General features: G+C 70.3%; 14 protein-coding genes. 11 read left to right on the forward strand and 3 right to left on the reverse strand.

Annotated features, from left to right (window positions below):
• Positions 1–76: 76 nt before the first annotated feature.
• From ACIPC1_RS22275 to ACIPC1_RS22285, 3 genes are all read right to left on the reverse strand, one after another.
• Complete coding sequence (locus ACIPC1_RS22275) at positions 77–835, reverse strand: NUDIX domain-containing protein (RefSeq protein WP_384376528.1); 759 nt, start codon at positions 833–835, stop codon at positions 77–79.
• Between the two features lie 131 nt (positions 836–966).
• A complete protein-coding gene (locus ACIPC1_RS22280; protein ID WP_402519342.1) occupies positions 967–2,937 on the reverse strand; it encodes a glycogen debranching N-terminal domain-containing protein in 1,971 nt (656 codons plus the stop codon).
• 539 nt (positions 2,938–3,476) lie between these two features.
• Positions 3,477–4,991: a DUF4192 domain-containing protein gene (locus ACIPC1_RS22285; RefSeq protein ID WP_402519567.1), complete on the reverse strand. Its 1,515-nt coding sequence runs from the start codon at positions 4,989–4,991 to the stop codon at positions 3,477–3,479.
• 222 nt (positions 4,992–5,213) lie between these two features.
• On the opposite strand from ACIPC1_RS22285, the gene ACIPC1_RS22290 reads away from it, so the two are divergent.
• The 11 genes from ACIPC1_RS22290 to ACIPC1_RS22340 all read left to right on the forward strand — a co-directional run bounded on the left by ACIPC1_RS22290 (position 5,214) and on the right by ACIPC1_RS22340 (position 19,802).
• Positions 5,214–5,726 carry a hypothetical protein gene (locus tag ACIPC1_RS22290; RefSeq protein WP_402519344.1) on the forward strand — a complete coding sequence of 171 codons (513 nt, stop codon included), beginning with the start codon at positions 5,214–5,216 and terminating at the stop codon, positions 5,724–5,726.
• A gap of 24 nt (positions 5,727–5,750) precedes the next feature.
• Entirely contained in the window at positions 5,751–5,912 is a 162-nt protein-coding gene (locus ACIPC1_RS22295) for a hypothetical protein (protein WP_402519345.1), read from the forward strand.
• A 617-nt stretch (positions 5,913–6,529) separates the two neighbouring features.
• Complete coding sequence (locus ACIPC1_RS22300) at positions 6,530–7,576, forward strand: iron-containing redox enzyme family protein (RefSeq protein ID WP_402519346.1); 1,047 nt, start codon at positions 6,530–6,532, stop codon at positions 7,574–7,576.
• Positions 7,577–7,613: 37 nt separating this feature from the next.
• Positions 7,614–8,300: a 2OG-Fe dioxygenase family protein gene (locus ACIPC1_RS22305; RefSeq protein WP_402519347.1), complete on the forward strand. Its 687-nt coding sequence runs from the start codon at positions 7,614–7,616 to the stop codon at positions 8,298–8,300.
• A 74-nt stretch (positions 8,301–8,374) separates the two neighbouring features.
• Entirely contained in the window at positions 8,375–9,283 is a 909-nt protein-coding gene (gene dapF / locus ACIPC1_RS22310; RefSeq protein WP_402519349.1) for a diaminopimelate epimerase, read from the forward strand.
• Positions 9,280–10,386, forward strand: coding sequence for an aminotransferase class I/II-fold pyridoxal phosphate-dependent enzyme (locus tag ACIPC1_RS22315; RefSeq protein WP_402519351.1), 1,107 nt, complete (start codon positions 9,280–9,282; stop codon positions 10,384–10,386). The genes dapF and ACIPC1_RS22315 overlap by 4 nt, the downstream gene beginning before the upstream one ends.
• A 217-nt stretch (positions 10,387–10,603) precedes the next feature.
• Positions 10,604–13,783, forward strand: coding sequence for an amino acid adenylation domain-containing protein (locus ACIPC1_RS22320; RefSeq protein ID WP_402519353.1), 3,180 nt, complete (start codon positions 10,604–10,606; stop codon positions 13,781–13,783).
• A complete protein-coding gene (gene glyA, locus ACIPC1_RS22325) occupies positions 13,776–15,263 on the forward strand; it encodes a serine hydroxymethyltransferase (protein WP_402519355.1) in 1,488 nt (495 codons plus the stop codon). The genes ACIPC1_RS22320 and glyA overlap by 8 nt, the downstream gene beginning before the upstream one ends.
• 29 nt (positions 15,264–15,292) lie before the next feature.
• Entirely contained in the window at positions 15,293–17,674 is a 2,382-nt protein-coding gene (locus ACIPC1_RS22330; protein WP_402519356.1) for an amino acid adenylation domain-containing protein, read from the forward strand.
• On the forward strand, positions 17,671–18,486 hold the full coding sequence (locus tag ACIPC1_RS22335) for an alpha/beta fold hydrolase (protein ID WP_402519358.1): 816 nt from the start codon (positions 17,671–17,673) through the stop codon (positions 18,484–18,486). The genes ACIPC1_RS22330 and ACIPC1_RS22335 overlap by 4 nt, the downstream gene beginning before the upstream one ends.
• The gene (locus ACIPC1_RS22340) at positions 18,483–19,802 is read left to right on the forward strand and encodes an MFS transporter (RefSeq protein ID WP_402519360.1); all 1,320 of its coding nucleotides are present in this window, start codon (positions 18,483–18,485) and stop codon (positions 19,800–19,802) included. The genes ACIPC1_RS22335 and ACIPC1_RS22340 overlap by 4 nt, the downstream gene beginning before the upstream one ends.
• Positions 19,803–19,808 lie beyond the last annotated feature (6 nt).

Genomic DNA, 19,808 nt, shown 5'->3' on the forward strand with positions numbered 1-19,808 from the left:
CCTCGCCTCGGACAAGGCTCAAGTTGCCCGCGGCCCCACTCCGGCTCGCGCGCCCGGACCTGTGTTCCCCCCTTGGTCAGACCTCGGGGCGCAGCATGGGCGGATTGAGCAGCGTGGCGCCGCCCGCGCGGAAAAGCTGGGCCGGGCGACCACCCTGGCGTGTGGTCGTACCGCCCGTGGGCACCAGGAAGCCCGGTGTGCCCGTCACCTTGCGGTGGAAGTTGCGCGGGTCGAGCGCCACACCCCACACGGCCTCGTACACCCGGCGCAGCTCGCCGACGGTGAACTCGGTCGGACAGAAGGCGGTCGCCAGCGACGAGTACTCGATCTTGGACCGGGCGCGCTCCACACCGTCCGAGAGGATCTGCGCGTGATCGAAGGCGAGAGGCGCCGCCTGCTCTCCGTCACGGCCATAACCACCCTGTTGCAGCAACTCCTCGACGGGCGCCCAGCGCGCACTGTTGGCGTCGCCGCCGGCTCGGGGCGCGGGCAGATCAGGGGCCAGGGCGAGATGGGCGACGCTGACCACCCGCATCCGCGGATCGCGCTTGGGGTCGCCGTACGTCCCCAGCTGCTCCAGGTGTGCGCCGTTGTCCTGCGCGGGGGCGGAGGGGTCGTGGGCGCGCAGCCCGGTCTCCTCGGCCAGCTCGCGCGCCGCCGCCTGCGCCAGATCCTCGTCCGTCCGCACGAAGCCGCCGGGGAGTGCCCACCGCCCCTGGAACGGCTGCTCGCCCCTCCGTACCGCCAGCGCGCACAGAGCGTGGCGGCGCACGGTCAGCACCACCAGGTCCACGGTCACAGCGAAGGGCGGAAAGGCCGATGGGTCGTAGGGCATGCCGCGATCATAGTCGTCTGCCTGACGATAAACACGCCCTTCGTCGGCCGCTTCCACGGCTGATCCACTTCCCTCAGGTGCAGGTCTCCCCAGCCGTGGCCGATCACCGTCCGCAGGCTTGTCGCACAAGGTCACACCCCCAACTGCAGCCCCTCGGCCGCTTCCTCGACCATGGCCAGGCCGAGCCGGCTGACGCGTACGGAGAAGGGAGCGCCCGCGATGCGCAGTCCCGTGAGCCCGATCTCGCCCAGCGGAGCGCTGCGGACCGGGCGCAGGGTCACCGTCCCGGCCGGGGCGTCGGGGCGGATCCCCACGAGCGAGGTGAGGAGCAGCACACCTGCGGCCGCGGCCGTGGCCGCGGGTCGGCACGCCGCGGGATGAGGCAGCGGGGCACTGCCCTGCGCGCGCTGCTCCCCCGCGTACATCTCGGGCAGCCGGTGATCGAAGGCCTCGGCGGCCGCCAGCACGCCCTGCAACAGGGAGCTCGCCTCCTTCTCGTAGCCAGCGGCAGCCAGCCCCGCGACGGCGACGGCGCTCTCCTGAACGCGTACGGCGCCGGCCCGATGGCCGAACGGGTTGTACGCCGCCTCCTTCACCCCGAGGCTGCGCAGCCCCCACCCAGAGTCCATGACGGGGCCTCCGAGCAGCCGGGCGAGCTGCTCGGTCTGCACCTTGTCGAGCAATCCGGGGGCCGTCGCGCCGGAGCCGAGCAGACCGGTGTCAAGGAGATGGGCGGCACCCGCGGCAAGGTGCGGCACGAGGCGACCGTCCGGGGCGCGGGCGGCCGCCGGTCTGCCGCCTCCCCGGTCCTCGACCCAGAAGTCCTCGCGGAACGCGGTCCGCAGTGCCTGGGCCCACTGCCGCAGTCCCGCACCACCGGGCCGGCCATGCGCGTCGAGCAGGTCGGCGCCCACCAGTGCGGCCCGATGGGCGTGCGCCTGGGTCTCGGAGCGCAGCGGTCCTTGGGAGAAGGAGTCGGGCAAGTAGATGCCGTCGCCGACAGCCGTCCGCAGCCAGTCGAGGCACCGCTCGGCCGCGGGCAGAAGCTCCTCGGCTTCCCCTGCCGCGAGCCCCCAGCGCCGTGCCTCCGCAAGGAGTACGGGGAACAGCAGGGTCGCCTCGGTGGCCGTGCAACCCGGCGGCAGGTGCGGGCCCGCGTCCCTGCGTGGTCCGGGAATCAGTCCGGACCGCGGGCCCACGAGTTGGGTACGTGCGAGAGTCCGCAGAGTGCCCAGGGCGAGCCGGGTTCCGAGCGGCAACGTCATCCGTGCGGCGACCAGTGCTTCGGCCGGGGCCAGGCCGCACCGCCAGGGAGCCCCGGCCGCGAGGTGCGTGTCGGACGGGTGCCCGGGGTCGCGCAACAACAGAGCCCGGAGATCCTCGACGCAGGTGTGCAGGAGCGCCTGGGCCCTTGGGTCGTCGCCCGCTGCCCGGGCCTGTGCGATCGGGCTCGCCGCGCCGCCACTCCCCACCGTTCTGTTGGCGCCCGCACCATCCGGTCGTACGCGCAGCTCCACGCTCCGGGTGCCGCCGGGAGGCAGTTCGAACTCCCAGCGCAGCAGTCCGGCGGAGGCCAGCGCGTCGACGGGTGGAGGGTCGGCGGTGACGGCGGAGTGCCCCGTGGCACAGGACCAGCGTAGGCCGGAGTCGTGGACGCTCGCGGGCAGTTCGGGCCCGGCCCTGCCCGCGGCGACCGAGCTCAGTTCCGCGAGGTCGGTGCCTAGCGCGACTTCGACAGGCAGCCGCAGCGTACGAGAGGCCGCGCTCCGCAGAGTGATCCGCTCTGTGCCGTCCGCGTGCCGTGTCCGCTCGACGACGACATCCGGATCCGGGCCTCCGTCGGCGGACGAGCGCAGCGTCCCCACGAATCGGGCGCGGTCGGCCGTGAGCATTCGGGCCTGAACTGCCAGCGGTTCGCGTCCGGCGACCCGGACCTGGCAACGGGAGAGCAGCCGCCGTCCCGCGCGATAGAAGCCCTCCAGGCCTCGCCCGGTCAACTGCCCCTGATCCGTGGAGATCGCCAGTCCTGGCAGGGCGACGCAGATCAGGGCCGTGTGGACAGGTGGCAGGTCCACTGTCCGGGGCGGCAAGGGCACCGACATCCGGGAAGCCGCGGGGCCGCCCGCTCCCGCGAAGAAGGGCCGGGCGCTGTCCCCAGCCGCGCGCGGGTTCGGGGGGCCGCCTCGACTCGTGAGGGGCCGCCCGGTCTTGCGAAGGGGCGGGCGATCGCCGTCGGGAGACGAGGGCGGAGTGGGCAGAGACATGGGGCGGTTTCCTCCGCGCTCGGCGCGGCTTGGGCGCGCTCGGCGCCTGGTGGGGGGCTCCGAAAGGGCGGGGGCACTGCGGCGGCGCGGCCCGGCCACGGTTCCGCCACTCAGGTGAACGGGACGGCCCCGCTCGGGGTCACGCCCTCGGCCGGGGAAGCCGACCGAATGGCGGTGGGGAGCCGGGTAGGGCGCGACCCGGGACGCGGGCGCGCTGCGGGCGTGCTCGGTACGGCTGGAACGGCCACGAGGGATGGCGCGGTGGATGCGGTTCGCCCCGTTCACCCAGTTCACCGGCTTGGCGCCTGCGTCTGGGCGTCCATTGGCGTATGCGTGGTGGAGGTGCCATGCGCCGTCGGTTCGAGAGGAGCCCGCGCTCACGTGTCCTCCTCCGCGCCATGCCGTCCGCAGTCACGGCGAGCCCGCGAGTGTCCGCTCGCGCCCTCGGCGGCACGGCCTGGTCCGTCCCCAGCCGACGAGACACCGTCGATGGGCCGACGCCGTCGGCCACTTCCCGCGCCCGGGGTCCGCCGGCTCGGACGTGTTTCACCGCTCCCTGTCGGGCGTGCCCGGCGGCGACGCCGACTGGCGGTCCCGGGCGGCTGGGCCACGACTCCGGCCGAACCGGAGCCGACCGAATGGGAGCCAACCGAATGGGAGCCAACAGAATCGGAGCCGCCCGATTCAAAGCCGCCCGAGGACGCCATCGCCTCGGGTGACTGCGACCGAGCCATGGAGCCGGGCAGGTGAACCGGTGCTGGGCTCGATGCCGCGAGTTCCCTCGGCTGCTCCGTTTCCCCTGCGACACGGCCGGTGTGCTCCGCGCGCAGACAACGGCGCACCGATTCCGGGTCCAGGCCCTCGTTGCAGGCCTGGTGCAGGAGGCGGGCGAAGAGATAGTCGGGATCGACGCCGAGAGCCATGGCCAAGGCCTCCCGGGCCTCAAGCTCGTCACCGGTCGACCAGGCGACCCATCCGGCGAGCGTGAGGGGCGCCGCGGCATGCTCGCGGTAGGAGCCGACGCAGCGGCGCGCCAACGCTCGCCACAGCCGCAGCGCTGGAACGGCCTCGTCGCCCTCCATCCACTCCGCGGCGCGATCCCGGGTCGTGCGGTCCTGAAGGCCGAGGATCAGGGTGGCGGCCTCCTCATGCTCCAGCAGGCCGTCGTCGCGCAGGTCCGCCGGACGCGTGCCGGACACCGGCGGAGCGTCGGCGAGCCGGAACATGACCTGTTGGGCGAGTCCGAGGGTCTCCTGGGCAACAGCGGCGCGGTTCTCGCCATCCAGAATCCTGGGAACGAGGGCCGTGCTCGCCCTGTCGAGCGCGACCTCCTGCTCCGCGACCTCGGTCTCCCACGGAATGAGCCTGGCCGTCAGTTCCCACAGGCTGCCCCGTACCTGGAGTCCCGCATAGGTCGCGGCGGCAGCGAGAACCGAGGTACCGGGCATGCCCATTGACTGGCCCTCAGGCGCACAGCACCCCTGGCCCGGGCAGCAGTACGACCAGAAACGACCGTCGGAGATACAGAGGGCCTCGATCACCGGAACGTCGAGGCGACCGCAGGCCGTACGCAGCAACTGCGCCAGCGTACGCAGCCGTTCCATGACCTCCCGCCCCGATTCGCCGCGCGCCGGTTCCTGGCAGAGGTAGGCGACCATGCTCTCCGGCGGGGCGCCCCTCCGCGCGCTTCCCTTCACCAAACCCTGGGCCAGCTGCTCGGCCACGGACGGCCAGTCGTCCGCGTTGGCGGGGATACCGAGCCGCGCTCGTCCGCCGAAGCGACCGCGCCGTTCGCCGTCGTGCAGGGCGACCAGCACGATGCTGTCCTCGGGCCGGTACCCGAGCAAATAGGGCAGGGCGTCGGCCAGTTCCGCCGGTGTCCGCAAGGTCACCTGGTGCTCGCCGGACGGGCCGCCGGGCGCGGCGCGTCCCGGGCCCTTCCTGGGGGTGTCAGGTCCCGAGCCCGGCTCGGGGGCGTCGAGTCCCAAGTCCCGCTCGGGGGCGTCGAGTCCGGAGTCCGGTTGGGGGGCGCCACGTTCCGAGCCCGGCTCGGGAGTGCCACGTTCGGAGTCGTGCCCGAAGGGGCCGTGCCCCGCCCACCGTCCGGGCCCGCCATGACCCACCCGACCGGCTGCCGCGTCAATCCCCACCTGCCCTGCGAGCTCGCCTCGCTCGTCCCCGCCCTGCGGCTCGTCCCCGTCCCTCAGCTCGTCCCCGTCCCGCGGCTCATCCCCGCCCCTCAGCTCATCCCCATCCCTCAGCTCATCCCCGCCCCTCAGCTCATCCCTCCCGACGTACGCGGCGCGTTCATCATCTTGGGGCCCTCCGATCTGTTCCTGCCCCGCGCGCCCCAGCCGACCGACGTGCCCGCTCTGCTGATCGCGCCCGTCCGGCGTGCCGCCATCCCCGCCATCGGCCCCTTCCCCGGACCCGATACCAAACCTGTTGTCGCCGGATGTGTCGCCGGACAGGCCGGCCGCTTCGTTGTGATTCGTCATGCCGAGACCATCCCGCGGATCTCAAAATTCCGCTTTGCCCTGTGGATAACCATGACCATGGCCACGACAGGAGTTGTCCACAGCCCGTCGGCCTCACACACGTCATGTCCGACCCATCGGATTTCATGAAGCCATGAACGCAGAGCCGTGCGCATGCAGCGCACAGAGTGGACCGAGCGGATCGACTGGACCAACTGGACCAACTGGATGGAAGTGGCAGCACGCAGGAATCCGCGCCCCAACGGAATCGACCGAGCCGCTCCCAGCGCCACTCCGCATTCCGGTTCATTCGACAAGAGCACCGGCCGCGACTGAGCCACCTCGGTCAAGCCGTTCCGGATCTCCCCGAAAGGTCGGGCGGCCTCGCGCAGCCGCCTCAGCCCCTCCCGCATTCCCTGTTCACCTCGGTGACAACTCACGTCGGCCGCAACTCCCCTTGAGTGACAGCGACTGCCGTCATCCACCTCCCTGTCACTATCGGGCGAAGAAAGTAACGGACCGTCACAGGTTATTGGTTCCACCTGCTGCCACCAGGCCTTTGACAGCTACGGGCGGCGGCGTACAGACGGCGTACATACTCCGTCCAGCGACGCCCTTGCAGAATGGCAACACCCGCCGTCCATGTGGAAATTCAGCCCGTCCGATGACACCGGGAAGGGCTGCACCAAAAGGGGAGCAGAACCGGACCGCAATCTTTCGGTTCCGCCCCCGCAGAACAACATCCCGCATCACAGGGACGGCAGGTGTGGGTTTCGTTCGCAGCGTGCCACAAGGCAGGGGAAGGGGAGTTCAAGACCCGTGAAAGGGAAATTCCTGACTCTCCGCCGAAGACCGTTGGGTGCGAGGCCCGCCCTCCGTCGTCGTTGCGGATGACGGTGCAGAGAGTTTCGTGACGGAAATCTGATTCGTTCAGCGAATCCAAGGGGGAAGACATGGCAGAAGTCGGCGGCTCCAAGGGCCTGACTGTATCCGGTGATTCGTTCCTGTCCACCGTGGACAAGATTCGCGCATTGCTCGATTCCGCACCGGAGAAGGTCGACTCCGACCTGTCGGGCGGCGAGCGGACCCGCGTCCTGGGCGAGGTGGCCGACATCAACGCCGCTGCGGCCGCGGGCGACAGCAGCGCCTTGTACGCCCAGCAGTTTCTGCTCGACCGTATCTACCAGCTGTACACGAAGATCCCTCAGCAGCAGAACGCCGAAGGATCCGTTGTCGTGTACGAGATATCCCGTCTCCTTGAGACAGCCACCGCGGCCGCCCAGGACCGGTTGATCGAGCCGGGGCTGCTGGAGGACGCGCCCACCGAGCCGCGGGAATACCTGTCCTGGCTCAAGAAGACCGCCCGCGAGCACCGGGTGTACAAGCACCCCTACTACCACGAGTTCATCCGCAACACGGCCTCCGAGAGCGACCTGCGGAACTACGTGATGCAGGAGTCGGTCGTGGACGGCCGCTTCGACGACCTGCTCGCCATGATGCAGGTCGGCACCGCCGGCGCGGCCAAGATGGAGATCGCCGCCAACTTCTGGGACGAGATGGGCAACGGCGATCACGCCGAGGTCCACACCCACCTCTTCAACAAGATCTTCGAGGTCTTCGAGATCTCGGAGGAGGAGCTCGGTCGCTCGCTCACCGGCACCTCGCTGCTCAACGGCAATCTCGCGGTCATGCTGTGCCGCCACCGCTCCCTGTACGCGGAGGCCGTGGGCTTCCTGGGAATGACCGAGTGGATGGCTCCGGACAGGTTCGTCCAGGTCGTGCACGCCTGGGAGCGCCTGGGCCTGCCGGAGGTCGGGATCACCTATCACCGGCTGCACATCACCATCGACTCCCAGCACGCCCAGGGCTGGTTCCACAACGTGGTGCTGCCCGCTGCCGAGTCCGCGTACATGCGCCGTGCCATCGCCCGCGGCATCCTGTGGCGGCTCAACTCCTCTGCCGCCTACCTGGACGAGCGCATGCCGACCCTCGCCGTCTGAAGTCCCACGACGCCACCCATCCCGGAGGAGAGAGACCATGCCCCTCGGCAGCGAAGGCTTCACCATCATCGAACTGTCGGACGTCCCGCCCGACATCCTGCCCAGCTACGACGACTGCCCGGTCGACGAATACATGGGCAACGGCACCCGCTTCAAGCGGTTCTCGCAGTACCGCATCACCCCTCAGGGCAACGACGAGTGGTCGTTCGATCGTCTCCCGCACCGCAACTACACGACGTACAAGAAGTTCAACTCGGTCGGTGGCGGCATCCGCCGTGTCTACGAGCCGATCAAGGTGGACTTCACTCCGCTGATCGAGGCCGGTATCCGTGAACTCGGCCTCGACAGGTCCGACGAATGGCAGATCAACGTCCACCAGAACAGGACGCGTGCGGACGGGGGCAAGCCGGGCCCCCTCACCCCGGAGGGCGTGCACCACGACGGGCACGAGTTCGTGATGATCGCGATTCTCAACAAGGTGAACGCCGCGGGCGGCACCACCCGTCTGTGGAAGCCCCGGGCCGACGCGCCCTTCTGGAGCGGCACGCTCGAACCGGGACAGGCGGTCCTGCTGGACGACCAGGCGCTGGCCCATGACGTCACCGACGTGCTCTCCGCCGACGGCGGCCCCGGGCACCGGGACATCGTCATCGTCGCGTTCTCACGGTGGGCCGAGAAGTGGTACGGCGAGGAGCACGACTCCGCCGCTCTCGCCGAGCAGTGAACCGGGGTGCCGCCCCGAGGTGAGGCACGACGCCTCGGGGCGGCACCGCGCCCAGCAGCCCTTGGAGATCAGCTGTGATCGACTTCTTCAAATATCAGGCAGCAGGCAACGACTACTTGGTGATCGACCCCCGTTACACCGACTTCCCCGTGACCCCTGAAGCGATCCGGCTGGTCTGCGACCGGCACCGTGGCATAGGAGCGGACGGTGTCCTCTACGGGCCGCTGGAGACGCCCCGTGCCGGTGTGCCGGTCGCCCTCGACCTGTACAACTCCGACGGCTCCGACTGCGGAAGGAGCGGCAACGGACTGCGGATGTTCGCGCTCCATCTCGCCGAGCAGGAGCGCGACGCAGGGGCCGACGGGCGGGAGTTCACCCTCCGCACGGCCGCAGGTGACTGCCCGGTGCGGGTCCTCGACGCCGACGCGGGGCGCGTGGAGGTCGGTATGGGGCAGCCCAGCTTCGAGGCCGCCGATCTGCCCCTGCTCGACGAGGCCGGGGCGCCGTACATCGGCCGTGCGGTGGGTGTGCCGCTGTCCGTGGAGGGCGATGAACTCGTCGTCACCTGTGTGTACAACGGAAATCCGCACACGGTGGTCCTGGTGGACGACCCGTCACCGCAGCTGGCCCGGCGGCTCGGCCCGAGGATCGCCCGGCACATCCGGTTCCCGCAAGCCACCAATGTGCAGTTCGCGCGCATGGCGAACCGGGCCGTGATGGAGCTGGAGGTGTTCGAGCGCGGCGCCGGGTACGTGACGGCGTCCGGCGCGAGCGCCTGTGCCGCGGTGTCCGCGGCCCGCGAACTCGGGCTGTGCGACGGCAGCGTCGAGGTCAGGATGCCCGGAGGCAGCGTGGAGATCACCATCGCGGACGACGGCCATGTCACCATGACCGGCGACGCCGAGCAGGTCGCCGCCGGGTCCTTCGCACCCGCCCTGCGCGCACGACTCGACCGGATGGCGTCAGCGGGGAACCTACGGTGACCACTTCCTCGCAGCAGTCGCGTGACTATCCGATCCAGAGGTGGGTGTTCGAGGACGCCGTGGGGCGCTTCGACATCGACCTGGGCGACAGCAACATGGTCCCCGGACGCCTCGACGCCCTCAAGGTGCCGCCCGGACTGGAGCTGGACTACGGACATGACCGGGGACTCGACGCCCTCCGCGAAGCGGTCGCCGGCCTGTACGGCGGGGCGGCCGACTCGATCCTCATCACCCAAGGTGCCCAGCAGGCGCTCTACCTCGTGTACACGGCACTGTTGACACCCGGATCCAGGGTGATCGCCTTCCGGCCCGGCTGGCAGCAGTCCTGGGACGTGCCCCCCGAGCTGGGCTGCCGTGTCGAACTCGTCGGGTTCCGCCCCGACCTCAGCTTCGACGTCGAGGCCGCCGAGGCGGTGGCCGGGCCCGACGTGCGGCTGATCGTCGCCAACACCCCGTGCAATCCCACCGGTCGGCGCATCGCGGAGGAGGACCTGCGCGGCCTGCTGGCACTGGCGGAGCGTACGGGCGCCCATCTTCTGCTCGACGAGGAGTACGCGCTCGACCTCTCGCGATCCCCCGCCCTGGGCAGTGATCGGGTGATCTCCGTGTCCAGCCTGTCCAAGGTGTACGGCTTCCCCGGACTGCGGGTCGGCTGGCTCTACGGTCCGCCGGACGTCGTGGAGATCTGCGCCCGGCGCAAGTTCCTGTCCACCATTTCCAACTCGGTGCTGTGCGAGACCCTGGCCCTCGACGTCCTGGCCAACCGGGAGCACCATCTGCGCGCGTACCACGACCTCACCCTCCAAGGGCTGGCCCTGGTCCGGGACTTCGCCCGGCGCAACGCGGACGCCGTGACCCTCGTGGAGCCCGAGGACACCCCGTTCGCCTGGCTCTGGCTGAACACCGGGGAGGAGCCGCTGGCGATGTGCCGCAGGGCACTGGACCTGGGTGTGCTGCTCATGCCCGGCGAGACACTCGGCGCGACCGACGGCTTCCGGATCTGTTTCGCACGCTCGCCCGAGGCCGTGACCGAGGGGCTGCGCCGCGTGGAGCGTGTGCTCAGGCCCGTCTCTCCCACGGCCGGCTCCGTCCAGGCCTTCTGACCCCGGCGCTGCCGCCGAACCTCCGGGGGCTCCGTCCAGACCCGCTGACCCGGCGCTGCCGCCGAACCCCCGGGTCCCGGCCTGCCTTCCGTGCTCTTCCCTTGCCTGCTGCCGCCCCGGCCCTCCGGGGCTGGCTTCCTGCCGCCCCGGTGCGCCGAGCCCGGGCTCCCCCGCCCCTGGGAAACCACCGTGAACACCCGAATGGAGTCCTGCGACGATGAGCTTGCACACCGCCGATGCGCGCATCCAACTGTCTTTCGGACAGGAACAGTTGTGGTTCCTGTCCCAGATGAATCCCGGTGAGACCACCTACAACGTGCCGGTGGCCTACCGGCTGCGCGGGCCGCTCGACCCGCTTGCTCTCGAAGGTGCGCTCAACCTGCTGGTGAGGCGCCACGAGCAGCTGCGGGTGACCTTCCACGCGCAGGACGGCGTCCCCTATCAGGTCGTCTCACCGGCGGAGGACCGGCCACTGGCGGTCCGGGACCTCTCCGGCCTGGCGGCCGACGACGCCGAGGGCGCACTGCACGAGGCGCTGCAGGCCGAGGCGGACACCCCGTTCGATCTGGCCGCGGGGCCGATCTCCCGGTTCCAGCTGTTCCGGCTGGCCCCCGAGGAGCACGTGCTCAGCCTGAGCTTCCACCACATCATCACCGACGGCTGGTCCGGAGGTGTGATCAGCCGCGAACTCTCCCAGGCCTACGGGGCCCTGGCCACGGGCACTGCTCCGTCCCTGCCGGAACTCTCCATCGGCTACGACGACCACATCAAGCGGCAGCGCAAGCAGCGGGCCGACGGCGTCTGGGAGGAGGAGCTGAAGTTCTGGGAGGAGCGGCTGGCCGGTCTCGAGGCGCTCGAACTGCCCGCCGACCGGCTCCGGCCGACGGAGCCCACGCAGAACGGCGAGACCTTCGTGGTCGACTTCCCGGCCGAACTGCTACAGAAGGCCCGCGCCTTGGCCCATGAGCAGGGCGCGTCCCTCTACATGGTGGTCGCCGCGGCGCTGAACGTCGTACTGAGCCGCTACAGCGGGCAGGACGACATCGCCCTCGGAGTGCCCATGCTCGGCCGCACGGACCCGGAACTCGAAGACGTCGTCGGCCTGTTCATCAACATGACCGTACTGCGGTGCGACCTGTCCGGCGGTGTCACCTTCGCCGAACTGCTCGAACGCGTCGCCGACGCGAACCTCGACATGTACGACAACCAGGATGTGCCGTTCGACCATGTCGTGGACCGGGTGCAGACGACCAGGGACGCGGGACGCAACCCGCTGTTCCAGATCGCCTGCCAGTTGCTGGGCGAGTCCAGCACCAGCGACACGCTGGAGCTGGCCGGTCTGACGTCCGAGTCGATCACGGTGGCCGGCTCCCGCTCGCGGTTCGACCTCTCCTTCAGCTTTGTGGAGGGCACCGAACGGCTGCGTCTGATCGTCGAGTTCGCGAGCGACCTCTACGACCGCTGGCGCGTCGAGGCCCTGATCGGACACTTCCGGACGGTGCTCGCCGCCGCGGCGGACGCCCCGGACACCCCGGTCTCCGCGCTGCCGCTGCTGTCCGGGGAAGAGCGCCGCGAGCTGCTGGAGGTGGGGCGCGGCGCCGACTTCGACTACCCGACGGAGCCGGTGCACGCGACGATCGCGCGGATCGCCGAGGAGAACCCGGAGCTGGTCGCGGCGGTCTGCCGTGGCGTGGAGCTGACGTACGGCGAGCTGATGCGTCAGGCGGGCAAGCTCGCCCGGTACATCCGCTCCCGGGGAGTGCACCGCGAGGAGGTCGTAGCCATCGCGATGGACCGCGACCTGGACGCCTTGGTGGCGATCCTGGGTGTCATGGTGTCAGGCGCCGCCTACACGATCATCGACCCCTCGCACCCCAACGCCCGGCTGGACCACATGCTGCGGGACACCAAGGCCCCGCTGGTCATCACACGGTCGGCCTCGGTGGGCGACCTGCCGGACTCGTGCGGCTGGGAGAGCATCCGGATCGACGCCGACTGGGAGCTCATCGAGGCGCAGCCGGACGACGAACCGCTGGAGGAGTGGGCGGAGCCGACCTCCCTGGTCTACGTCCTCTACACCTCCGGCTCGACCGGGCGTCCCAAGGGCGTGATGATCGAGCAGCGCGGTCTGCGCATGTTCATCGAGGCGTACCGGCGCACCTTCGGCGAGTGGACCACCGAGGACCGGCTCCTGCAACTGCCCGCGCTGACCTTCGACATGTCCGAGGGCGAGATCTTCGCCGGACTGATCAGCGGTTCGGCGCTGGTCCTCGTGGCGCCGGAGGACGCCTCGTCCCCCGAGTCGCTCGGCGCCCTGATCCGTGACCAGCGGGTGACCTACGCCGGCCTGTCCCCCGCGATCCTCTCCGTGGTCGACGCGGGGCCGTACCCGGACCTGAAATACATCATGGGCGGCGCCGAGGCGCTGCCGGCCGAGCTGGTCAACAAGTGGAATCTTCCGGGTCGCAAGTTCGTGAACCTCTACGGACCCACCGAGGCGTCGGTGGCGACCACCGAGTACCTGTGCGAGCACAAGGAATGGCAGTCCTCGCCGCCCATCGGCAGGCCCGAGTTCAGCCGCCTGCACTACGTGGTGGACAAGGAGTTCAACCTGGTTCCGGTGGGCGTCCCGGGCGAGTTGCTGATCGGCGGCGACGAGGGCCTGGCCCGTGGCTACCTCAACCTGCCGGAGCTGACGGAGGAGAAGTTCGTCCCCGACCCGTTCCTGGGTGCGGGTCGGGTCTACCGCACCGGGGACCTGGTGCGCTGGAACCGCGATCTACAGATCGACTTCATCGGGCGGCTCGACAACCAGGTGAAGCTGCGCGGGCTGCGGATCGAGCTCGGTGAGATCGAGTCCGGGCTGCTGACGCACCCGAAGGTCCGGCTGGCCGTGGTCCTGCTGCGCGAGGACTACGGGGAGAAGCAGCTCGTCGCGTACTACACCGTGCTGGGCGACAGCTCGCCGACCGTGGCCGAACTCCGTGAGCACCTGGGCAGCACGATGCCCGAGTACATGGTGCCGACAGGCTGGGTGGAGCTGGCGGAGTTCCCGCTGACGGCGGCGCGCAAGATCGACCGCGCCAAGCTGCCCGCTCCGGTGGCCGGTTCGGGCGACGGGACGGCGAGCTTCGTCGCCCCGGTGACCGCGACCGAGGAGAAGGTGGCCGAGGTGTTCGGTGCTGTGCTGTCCCTGCCGCAGATCAGTGGCGACGGCAACTTCTTCGAGCTCGGGGGCAATTCGCTACAGGCGATGCGCGTCGTGAGCCGGCTCAACAAGCACTTCACCGTCAAGGTCAACGTCCGTCTTCTGTACGGCGGTGCCACGGTCGCCACGGTCGCCACGGCCATCGACGCGCTGACGGCGTCCAAGGAGGCGACGGGTAGCCGTGCTTGAGACCTCACGGGTGTCACTCCCCTCCCACGACCTCCGACAGACCGGCACCCGCTCCGGGTCCGCCGTGGACACTGACTCCAACCCCAACCCCAACCCCGGCTCCGCGCAGACTCTGCTCCTGCACCAGGGAGCGGCGCTGCTGAGCCGAACCGATCCCGAACTCGCCCTGGTCCTCGACCGTGAGGTGGGCGAGCAGGCTGGCACCCTGGCCATGGTGGCGTCCGCCAGCATCGCGAACCCGGCCGTCCTGGCGGCCGGGGGCGCCGCCCTGTCGAACGTGACGGCCGAGGGTTATCCGGGGGCCCGCTACCACCCCGGTGCGGCCCGGTTCGACGCGGTGGAACGACTGGCCGTGGACCGGGCCAAGCAGGCCTTCGGCGCCCGTTATGCCAATGTGCAGCCGCATTCCTGCTCCTCGGCCAACCAAGCCGTGCTGGCCGCGCTGGTGCCTCCGGGCGGTGTACTGCTGGCCCTCGACCTGGATTCCGGCGGCCATCTCACCCATGGATCCGCCGCCTCGGTGACCGGGCGTCACTACCGAGCGGTCCACTACGGCCTCGACGAACAGGGGTTCATCGACTACGAGCAGGTGGCCGAGCTGGCCCTGGCCCATCGCCCCAAGGTGCTCATCGCGGGAGCCAGCGCCTATCCCCGGACACTGGACTTCGCCCGGTTCCGCGCGATCGCGGACTCCGTCGGGGCCTATCTGGTGGCCGACATCTCGCACATCGCCGGTCTGGTGGCCACGGGCGAACACCCCAGCCCCATCGACCTGGCGCACATCACGACCACCAGTACGTACAAGCAGTTGGGCGGGCCGCGCGGAGGGCTCATCCTCATCGGCCAGGAGCACCGGACGCCCGGCCCGGACAGTCGCCGTACCCCGCTCGAAAAGCTGATGCAGCGTGCGGTCTTCCCCCAGTCGCAGGGGACGCCGAGCCCGGCGTCGATCGCCGCCAAGGCGCATGCGCTCAAGCTGGTCGCGGAACCGGCGTTCAAGGCGACCATGCGGCTGGTCGTCGACAACGCGGTGGCGCTCGCCGAGGACCTGGCCGGGCTCGGTTACCGGGTCCTGGCCGGGGGCACCGACAATCACATGGTGCTACTGGACATACTCGATCGCGGCATCACCGGTGTGGTCGCCGAACGTGCCCTGGAGGACTGCGGAATCCTCACGAACCGGAACCGCATCCCCAAGGACACCAAAGCCCCTCTCGTCGCCAGCGGTCTGCGACTGGGCACGAACGTGCTGTCGCAACGGGGCATGGGTCCCGCCCAGATGCGGGTCTGCGCCGGTCTGCTGCACGAGGTGCTCACCGCCACCACCGTGCTCGGCGACGCCGAGTTCCGCACCGATCCCGTGGTGCGCGACCGGGTCGCGGCCGAGGTCGCCGCTCTGTGCCGCACCCATCCACTGCCCTTCGGCGCCGGAGTCGGCACCGCCGAGGTCTCCGACCGCGACCGAGGAGCGAGGTCTTGAGCCGGAACACAGCCCCCAGGACATCCCCCGTGCCGGCACCGCCCGCGCTGCTGCCGGCCGACCGGCCACGACTGCCCGGAGCCACTCCGGAACGTACCGGCGCCGCTCAGTTGCGGCTCGGCCCCTCGGCGGGAACCGCCACGGAGGAGTTGCTCCTGGCCGGCTTCACCGCGCTGCTCCACCGTTGGAGCGGACAGTCTGAATTCGGCTTCGCCGTGCGGACACCCGGGTCGGGCGCGACCCGCCTGAACCGGACCGTCACCGGGACGGCGACCCTGGCCGAGCTGGCCCGCGACACGGCCGCCGGGCCGGAGCTGGTCGCGGAGCCGGCGCAGCCGGACGAGTTCGAGCTGGTGCTGCACCCGCCGGGCGACGACGGCATTCCCACCGCGGAGCTGCGATACGCCCCCGAGCTCTTCGACCGGGCCACCATCCAGCGTCTCCTCGTCGGCTACCGCACTCTGCTGGACGACGGGCTCGCCGATCCGGACCGGCCGGTGTCGCGGCTGCGCCTGCTCCCGCGGGACGAACTGCGCCGGATGCTCGTCGAATGGAACGACACCGCGGCGGATCTTCCGCACGACGTGTGCCTGCACACCGCGTTCGAGAACCGCGCCGCCGAGTCACCCGACGCCGTCGCCCTGGTCGGCGGCAGCCGGACATGGACGTATCACGAGGTCAACGAGGCGGCGAACCGTCTTGCCCATCATCTGCGCGATCTGGGCATCGGCCCCGACCGGCGGGCCGGCATCTGCCTGGAGCGATCCGCCGACCTGCTGATCGCTGTCCTGGGCGTGCTCAAAGCGGGCGGCGCCTATGTGCCGCTCGACCCCGACTACCCGCAGCAGCGCCTCGCCACGATGGTGACCGGCACTTCCTGCGCGGTGGTGGTCAGCCGTACCGGACCGGCAGCGAGCCTCTCGCTGCCGGACACCGGAACGGACACCCCAGTGGTCCTCCTCGACCAGGTCGAGGAACTCCTCGCCGAGCGCCCGCACCACAATCCCGCGGGCGGCGCCACCCCCGACGATCTCGCGTACATCATCCACACCTCGGGATCCACCGGCGCCCCCAAGCCGATCGCCCTGCGCCATCGCGGGGTGATGAACAACATCGCGGACCTCAACTCCCGCTTCGGCGTGGGCGCCGACGACCGGGTCCTCGCGCTGTCGTCGCCCAGCTTCGACATGTCCGTGTACGAGTTCCTCGGGCTGACGGCCGCGGGCGGCACGGTGATCCTGCCGGAGCCGGGGCGGGCCAAGGACCCGGAGCACTGGGCCGAACTGCTCGCCGCCCACCGGGTCACCGTCTGGAACTCGGCTCCCGCTCTCCTCGACATGGTCGTCGACCACCTCGACAGCACGGGTGCGCAGCCGCTCGGTGACCTGCGCCTGGCGCTGCTCGGCGGCGACTGGATACCCGTGTCGCTGCCCGACCGGGCACGGGCGATCGCCCCCGCCCTGCGCTTCATCGCCCTCGGCGGGGCCACCGAGTCGTCCATCCACTCCACCGTCTACGAGGTGACGAAGACCGACGACCGCTGGACGAGCATCCCGTACGGGCGCCCCATGGCCAACCAGCGCACCTACATCCTCGACGACTCTCTCCAGCCGGTGCCGCCGGGTGTTCCCGGCGAACTCCACCTGGCGGGAATCGGGCTCGCCCGGGGCTATCTCGGCCGGCCGGAGCAGACCGCGGAGCGCTTCTTCGACTGGTCGTTCGGCGAGCTGTCGGGCGAGCGCCTCTATCGGACCGGCGATGTGGCCCGCTACGGGCCCGACGGTCTCATCGAGTTGCTGGGCCGGGCGGACTTCCAGGTCAAACTGCATGGCCTGCGGATCGAACTCGGCGAGATAGAAGCCGTACTGCGCGCCCACGACACCGTCCGGGAGGCGGTCGTCACCGCGCACCCCGACGGGGCGGGCGACCGACGGCTGGTCGCCTATGTCGTCGCCGAGGCGGGCCGGACCGTGCGGCCGGGGACGGTGGGCGAGCACGCTGCCCGGTCCCTGCCCCGTTTCATGGTGCCGGGCACCCTGCTCGTCCTGGACGAGCTGCCGCTGACTCCCAACGGCAAGGTCGATCGCAGGGCCCTGCCGGCGCCGCCGGACGACATCGGCGGACCCCTGGAGAGCTTGGCCGCACCGGTGACGGCGACCGAGCGGACCGTGGCCGAGATCTTCGCGGCCGTGCTCGGCGTACCCCGGATCGGCGCGGACGGCGACTTCTTCGCGGTCGGCGGCAACTCCTTGCAGGCCATGCGTGCGGTGACCCGGCTCAACAAGCACTTCGGGATCAGGGTGAACGTCCGCCTGCTGTACGGCGGGAGCAGCGTCAGCGGCGTCGCCTCCGTCATCGACGAGCGGCTCGCACAGCTCGCACCCACTTCGAACGGAGCGTCGGCACAGTGAGGGAACCCTTCGTCGACAGTCTCGTCCCCCTTCGGGAGGCAGGCGACCTGCTCCCGCTCCACTGCGTCCATCCGGTCTCGGGTTCGCCCTACTGCTATTCGGCGATGGCGCACCAACTCGACACCGGGCACCCGGTGTTCGGATTCGAGGCACCTGGTTTCGACGGCGTCTCCGAGCCGGCCAAGTCGATCGACGAGCTGGCCCGGTTGCACACGGACTCGCTCAGGGCGGCCCGCCCGCACGGCCCGTACCAACTGCTCGGCTGGTCGCTCGGCGGGGTCGTCGCCTACGAGATGGCACGGCTGCTGGTCGCCGCGGGCGAGGAGGTGCCGCTGCTCGTCATCGTCGACGCGGCGCTGCCCGGGACGCAGTCGGTGCCGCCCGACGAGCAACTGGCCCGCTACTTCCTGTACGACTTCCTCGGCGTGACCCGTGACCGGGCACCCGAAGTCGACAAGGCTCTGGCAGGCATACGGCCGGGGGCGGAACCGGCGGAAATCTTCGCCGCGGCGGAGCGCGACGGCGCCGTACCCGAGGAATTCGACGTGGAGTTCCTGCTGGAGCGCTATGCCCTCTTCCGTGCGGGCGTGCTGGCCCTGCGGCGGCATCGGCTGGATTCCGTCCACCAAGGGCCCGCCATCCTGATCAAGGCCGCGGAGTCGGAGGGGAGGCTGCTGGACTGGCGTCCCCATGTGAGCCGGCTCACCGAGCACACCGCACCCGGCGACCACCACTCCGTGTGGCAGGGCCAGGGGCTGGGCGTCATCAGCGGCATCGTCGACCAAGCCCTACGAGAGGCAGGTCCGGCATGACGGAGCACGGCACGCCCGCCGCACCGGCCACCACGGCCGAGGCGGAGGCACCCCCTCGGTCTCTCTGGCACAACAGGGACTTCATGGTGTTCTGGACCGGCGAGGGACTCTCCCTCTACGGCACCCAGATCACCCTTCTCGCACTCCCCCTCACCGCGGTACTGGTCTTCGAGGTGGGGGCCGAGGAACTGGGCCTGTTGCGGTTCGCCCAGCTGGTTCCCTTCCTCGGGCTCGCCTTGCTCTTCGGCGTATGGGTGGACCGGTCGCGCAAGCGGCCCATCATGCTGGGCGCCAACCTGGCCCGCATGGTGCTGATCGGCCTGGTACCCGTCCTCTACCACTTCGGCCTGCTGACGCTCCCTCTGCTGTACGCCCTGGCGCTCGGTATCGGGGTGGCGTCGGTGCTCTTCGACGTCAGCTGGATGTCGTACGTTCCGGTGCTGGTGAAGGACAGGCGCAACCTGCTGGAGGCCAACACCAAGCTCAACGCCACGCTGTCGTCGGCGGACATCGCCGGGCCGGGGCTGGCCGGCACGCTGGTCAGCGCGTTCTCGGCGCCTTTCGCCATGACCGCCAACGCCTTCTCGTACGCACTGTCGGTGCTGTCGCTGCTCCTCATCAGGAAACCGGAACCCGCCCCGGAGGCACCCAAGGCCGAACGTCGTCTGCGCGCCGAACTGACCGAGGGCCTGCGCTGGGTGTTCGGCAACCGGCTGCTGCGTGCGATGGGCCTGGTCGGCTGCAGCTGCAACTTCCTCCTCACCATGGTGCAGACGCTGTTCCTGCTGTACGCCGTGCGCGACAAGGAACTGCCCGCCGCCGCAGTCGGTTTCATCATGGGCGCGGCCGCCGTGGGGGGTCTGCTGGGCGCGCTGGTGTCCGGCATGGTGGTGCGCCGACTGTCGGTGGGCACCGCCTACCGGGTGTCGGTCTCGATCATCTTCCTCGGCCCCTTGCTGATTCCCGCCGCGGGCGGTCCGCGCTGGCTGCTCCTGAGCCTGTTCGTCGCCTCGTTCTTCCTGGAGTACTTCGGCAGCAGCGTCTCGAACGTCCTCATCGTGAGTCTGCGCCAGACCGTCACTCCGCAGCATCTGATGGGCCGGATGACGGCCGCGATGCGCATGCTGCTCTACGGCGGCGGTGCGCTGGGCGGACCCGTCGGCGGCCTGCTGGCCGCGCTGGCGGGTCTTCACGGTGCCCTGTGGATCGCGGGCCTGGTCTCCGCCGCGATGCTGATCCCGATCGTCCTGTCCCCCGTCGGCAGACTGCGCAGCATGCCGACGGGGCCCGAGGACGGTGCCCTCACCTCAGTGTGAGATCCC

The organism is Streptomyces sp. NPDC087263 (assembly GCF_044744645.1).
Taxonomy (GTDB): Bacteria; Actinomycetota; Actinomycetes; order Streptomycetales; family Streptomycetaceae; genus Streptomyces.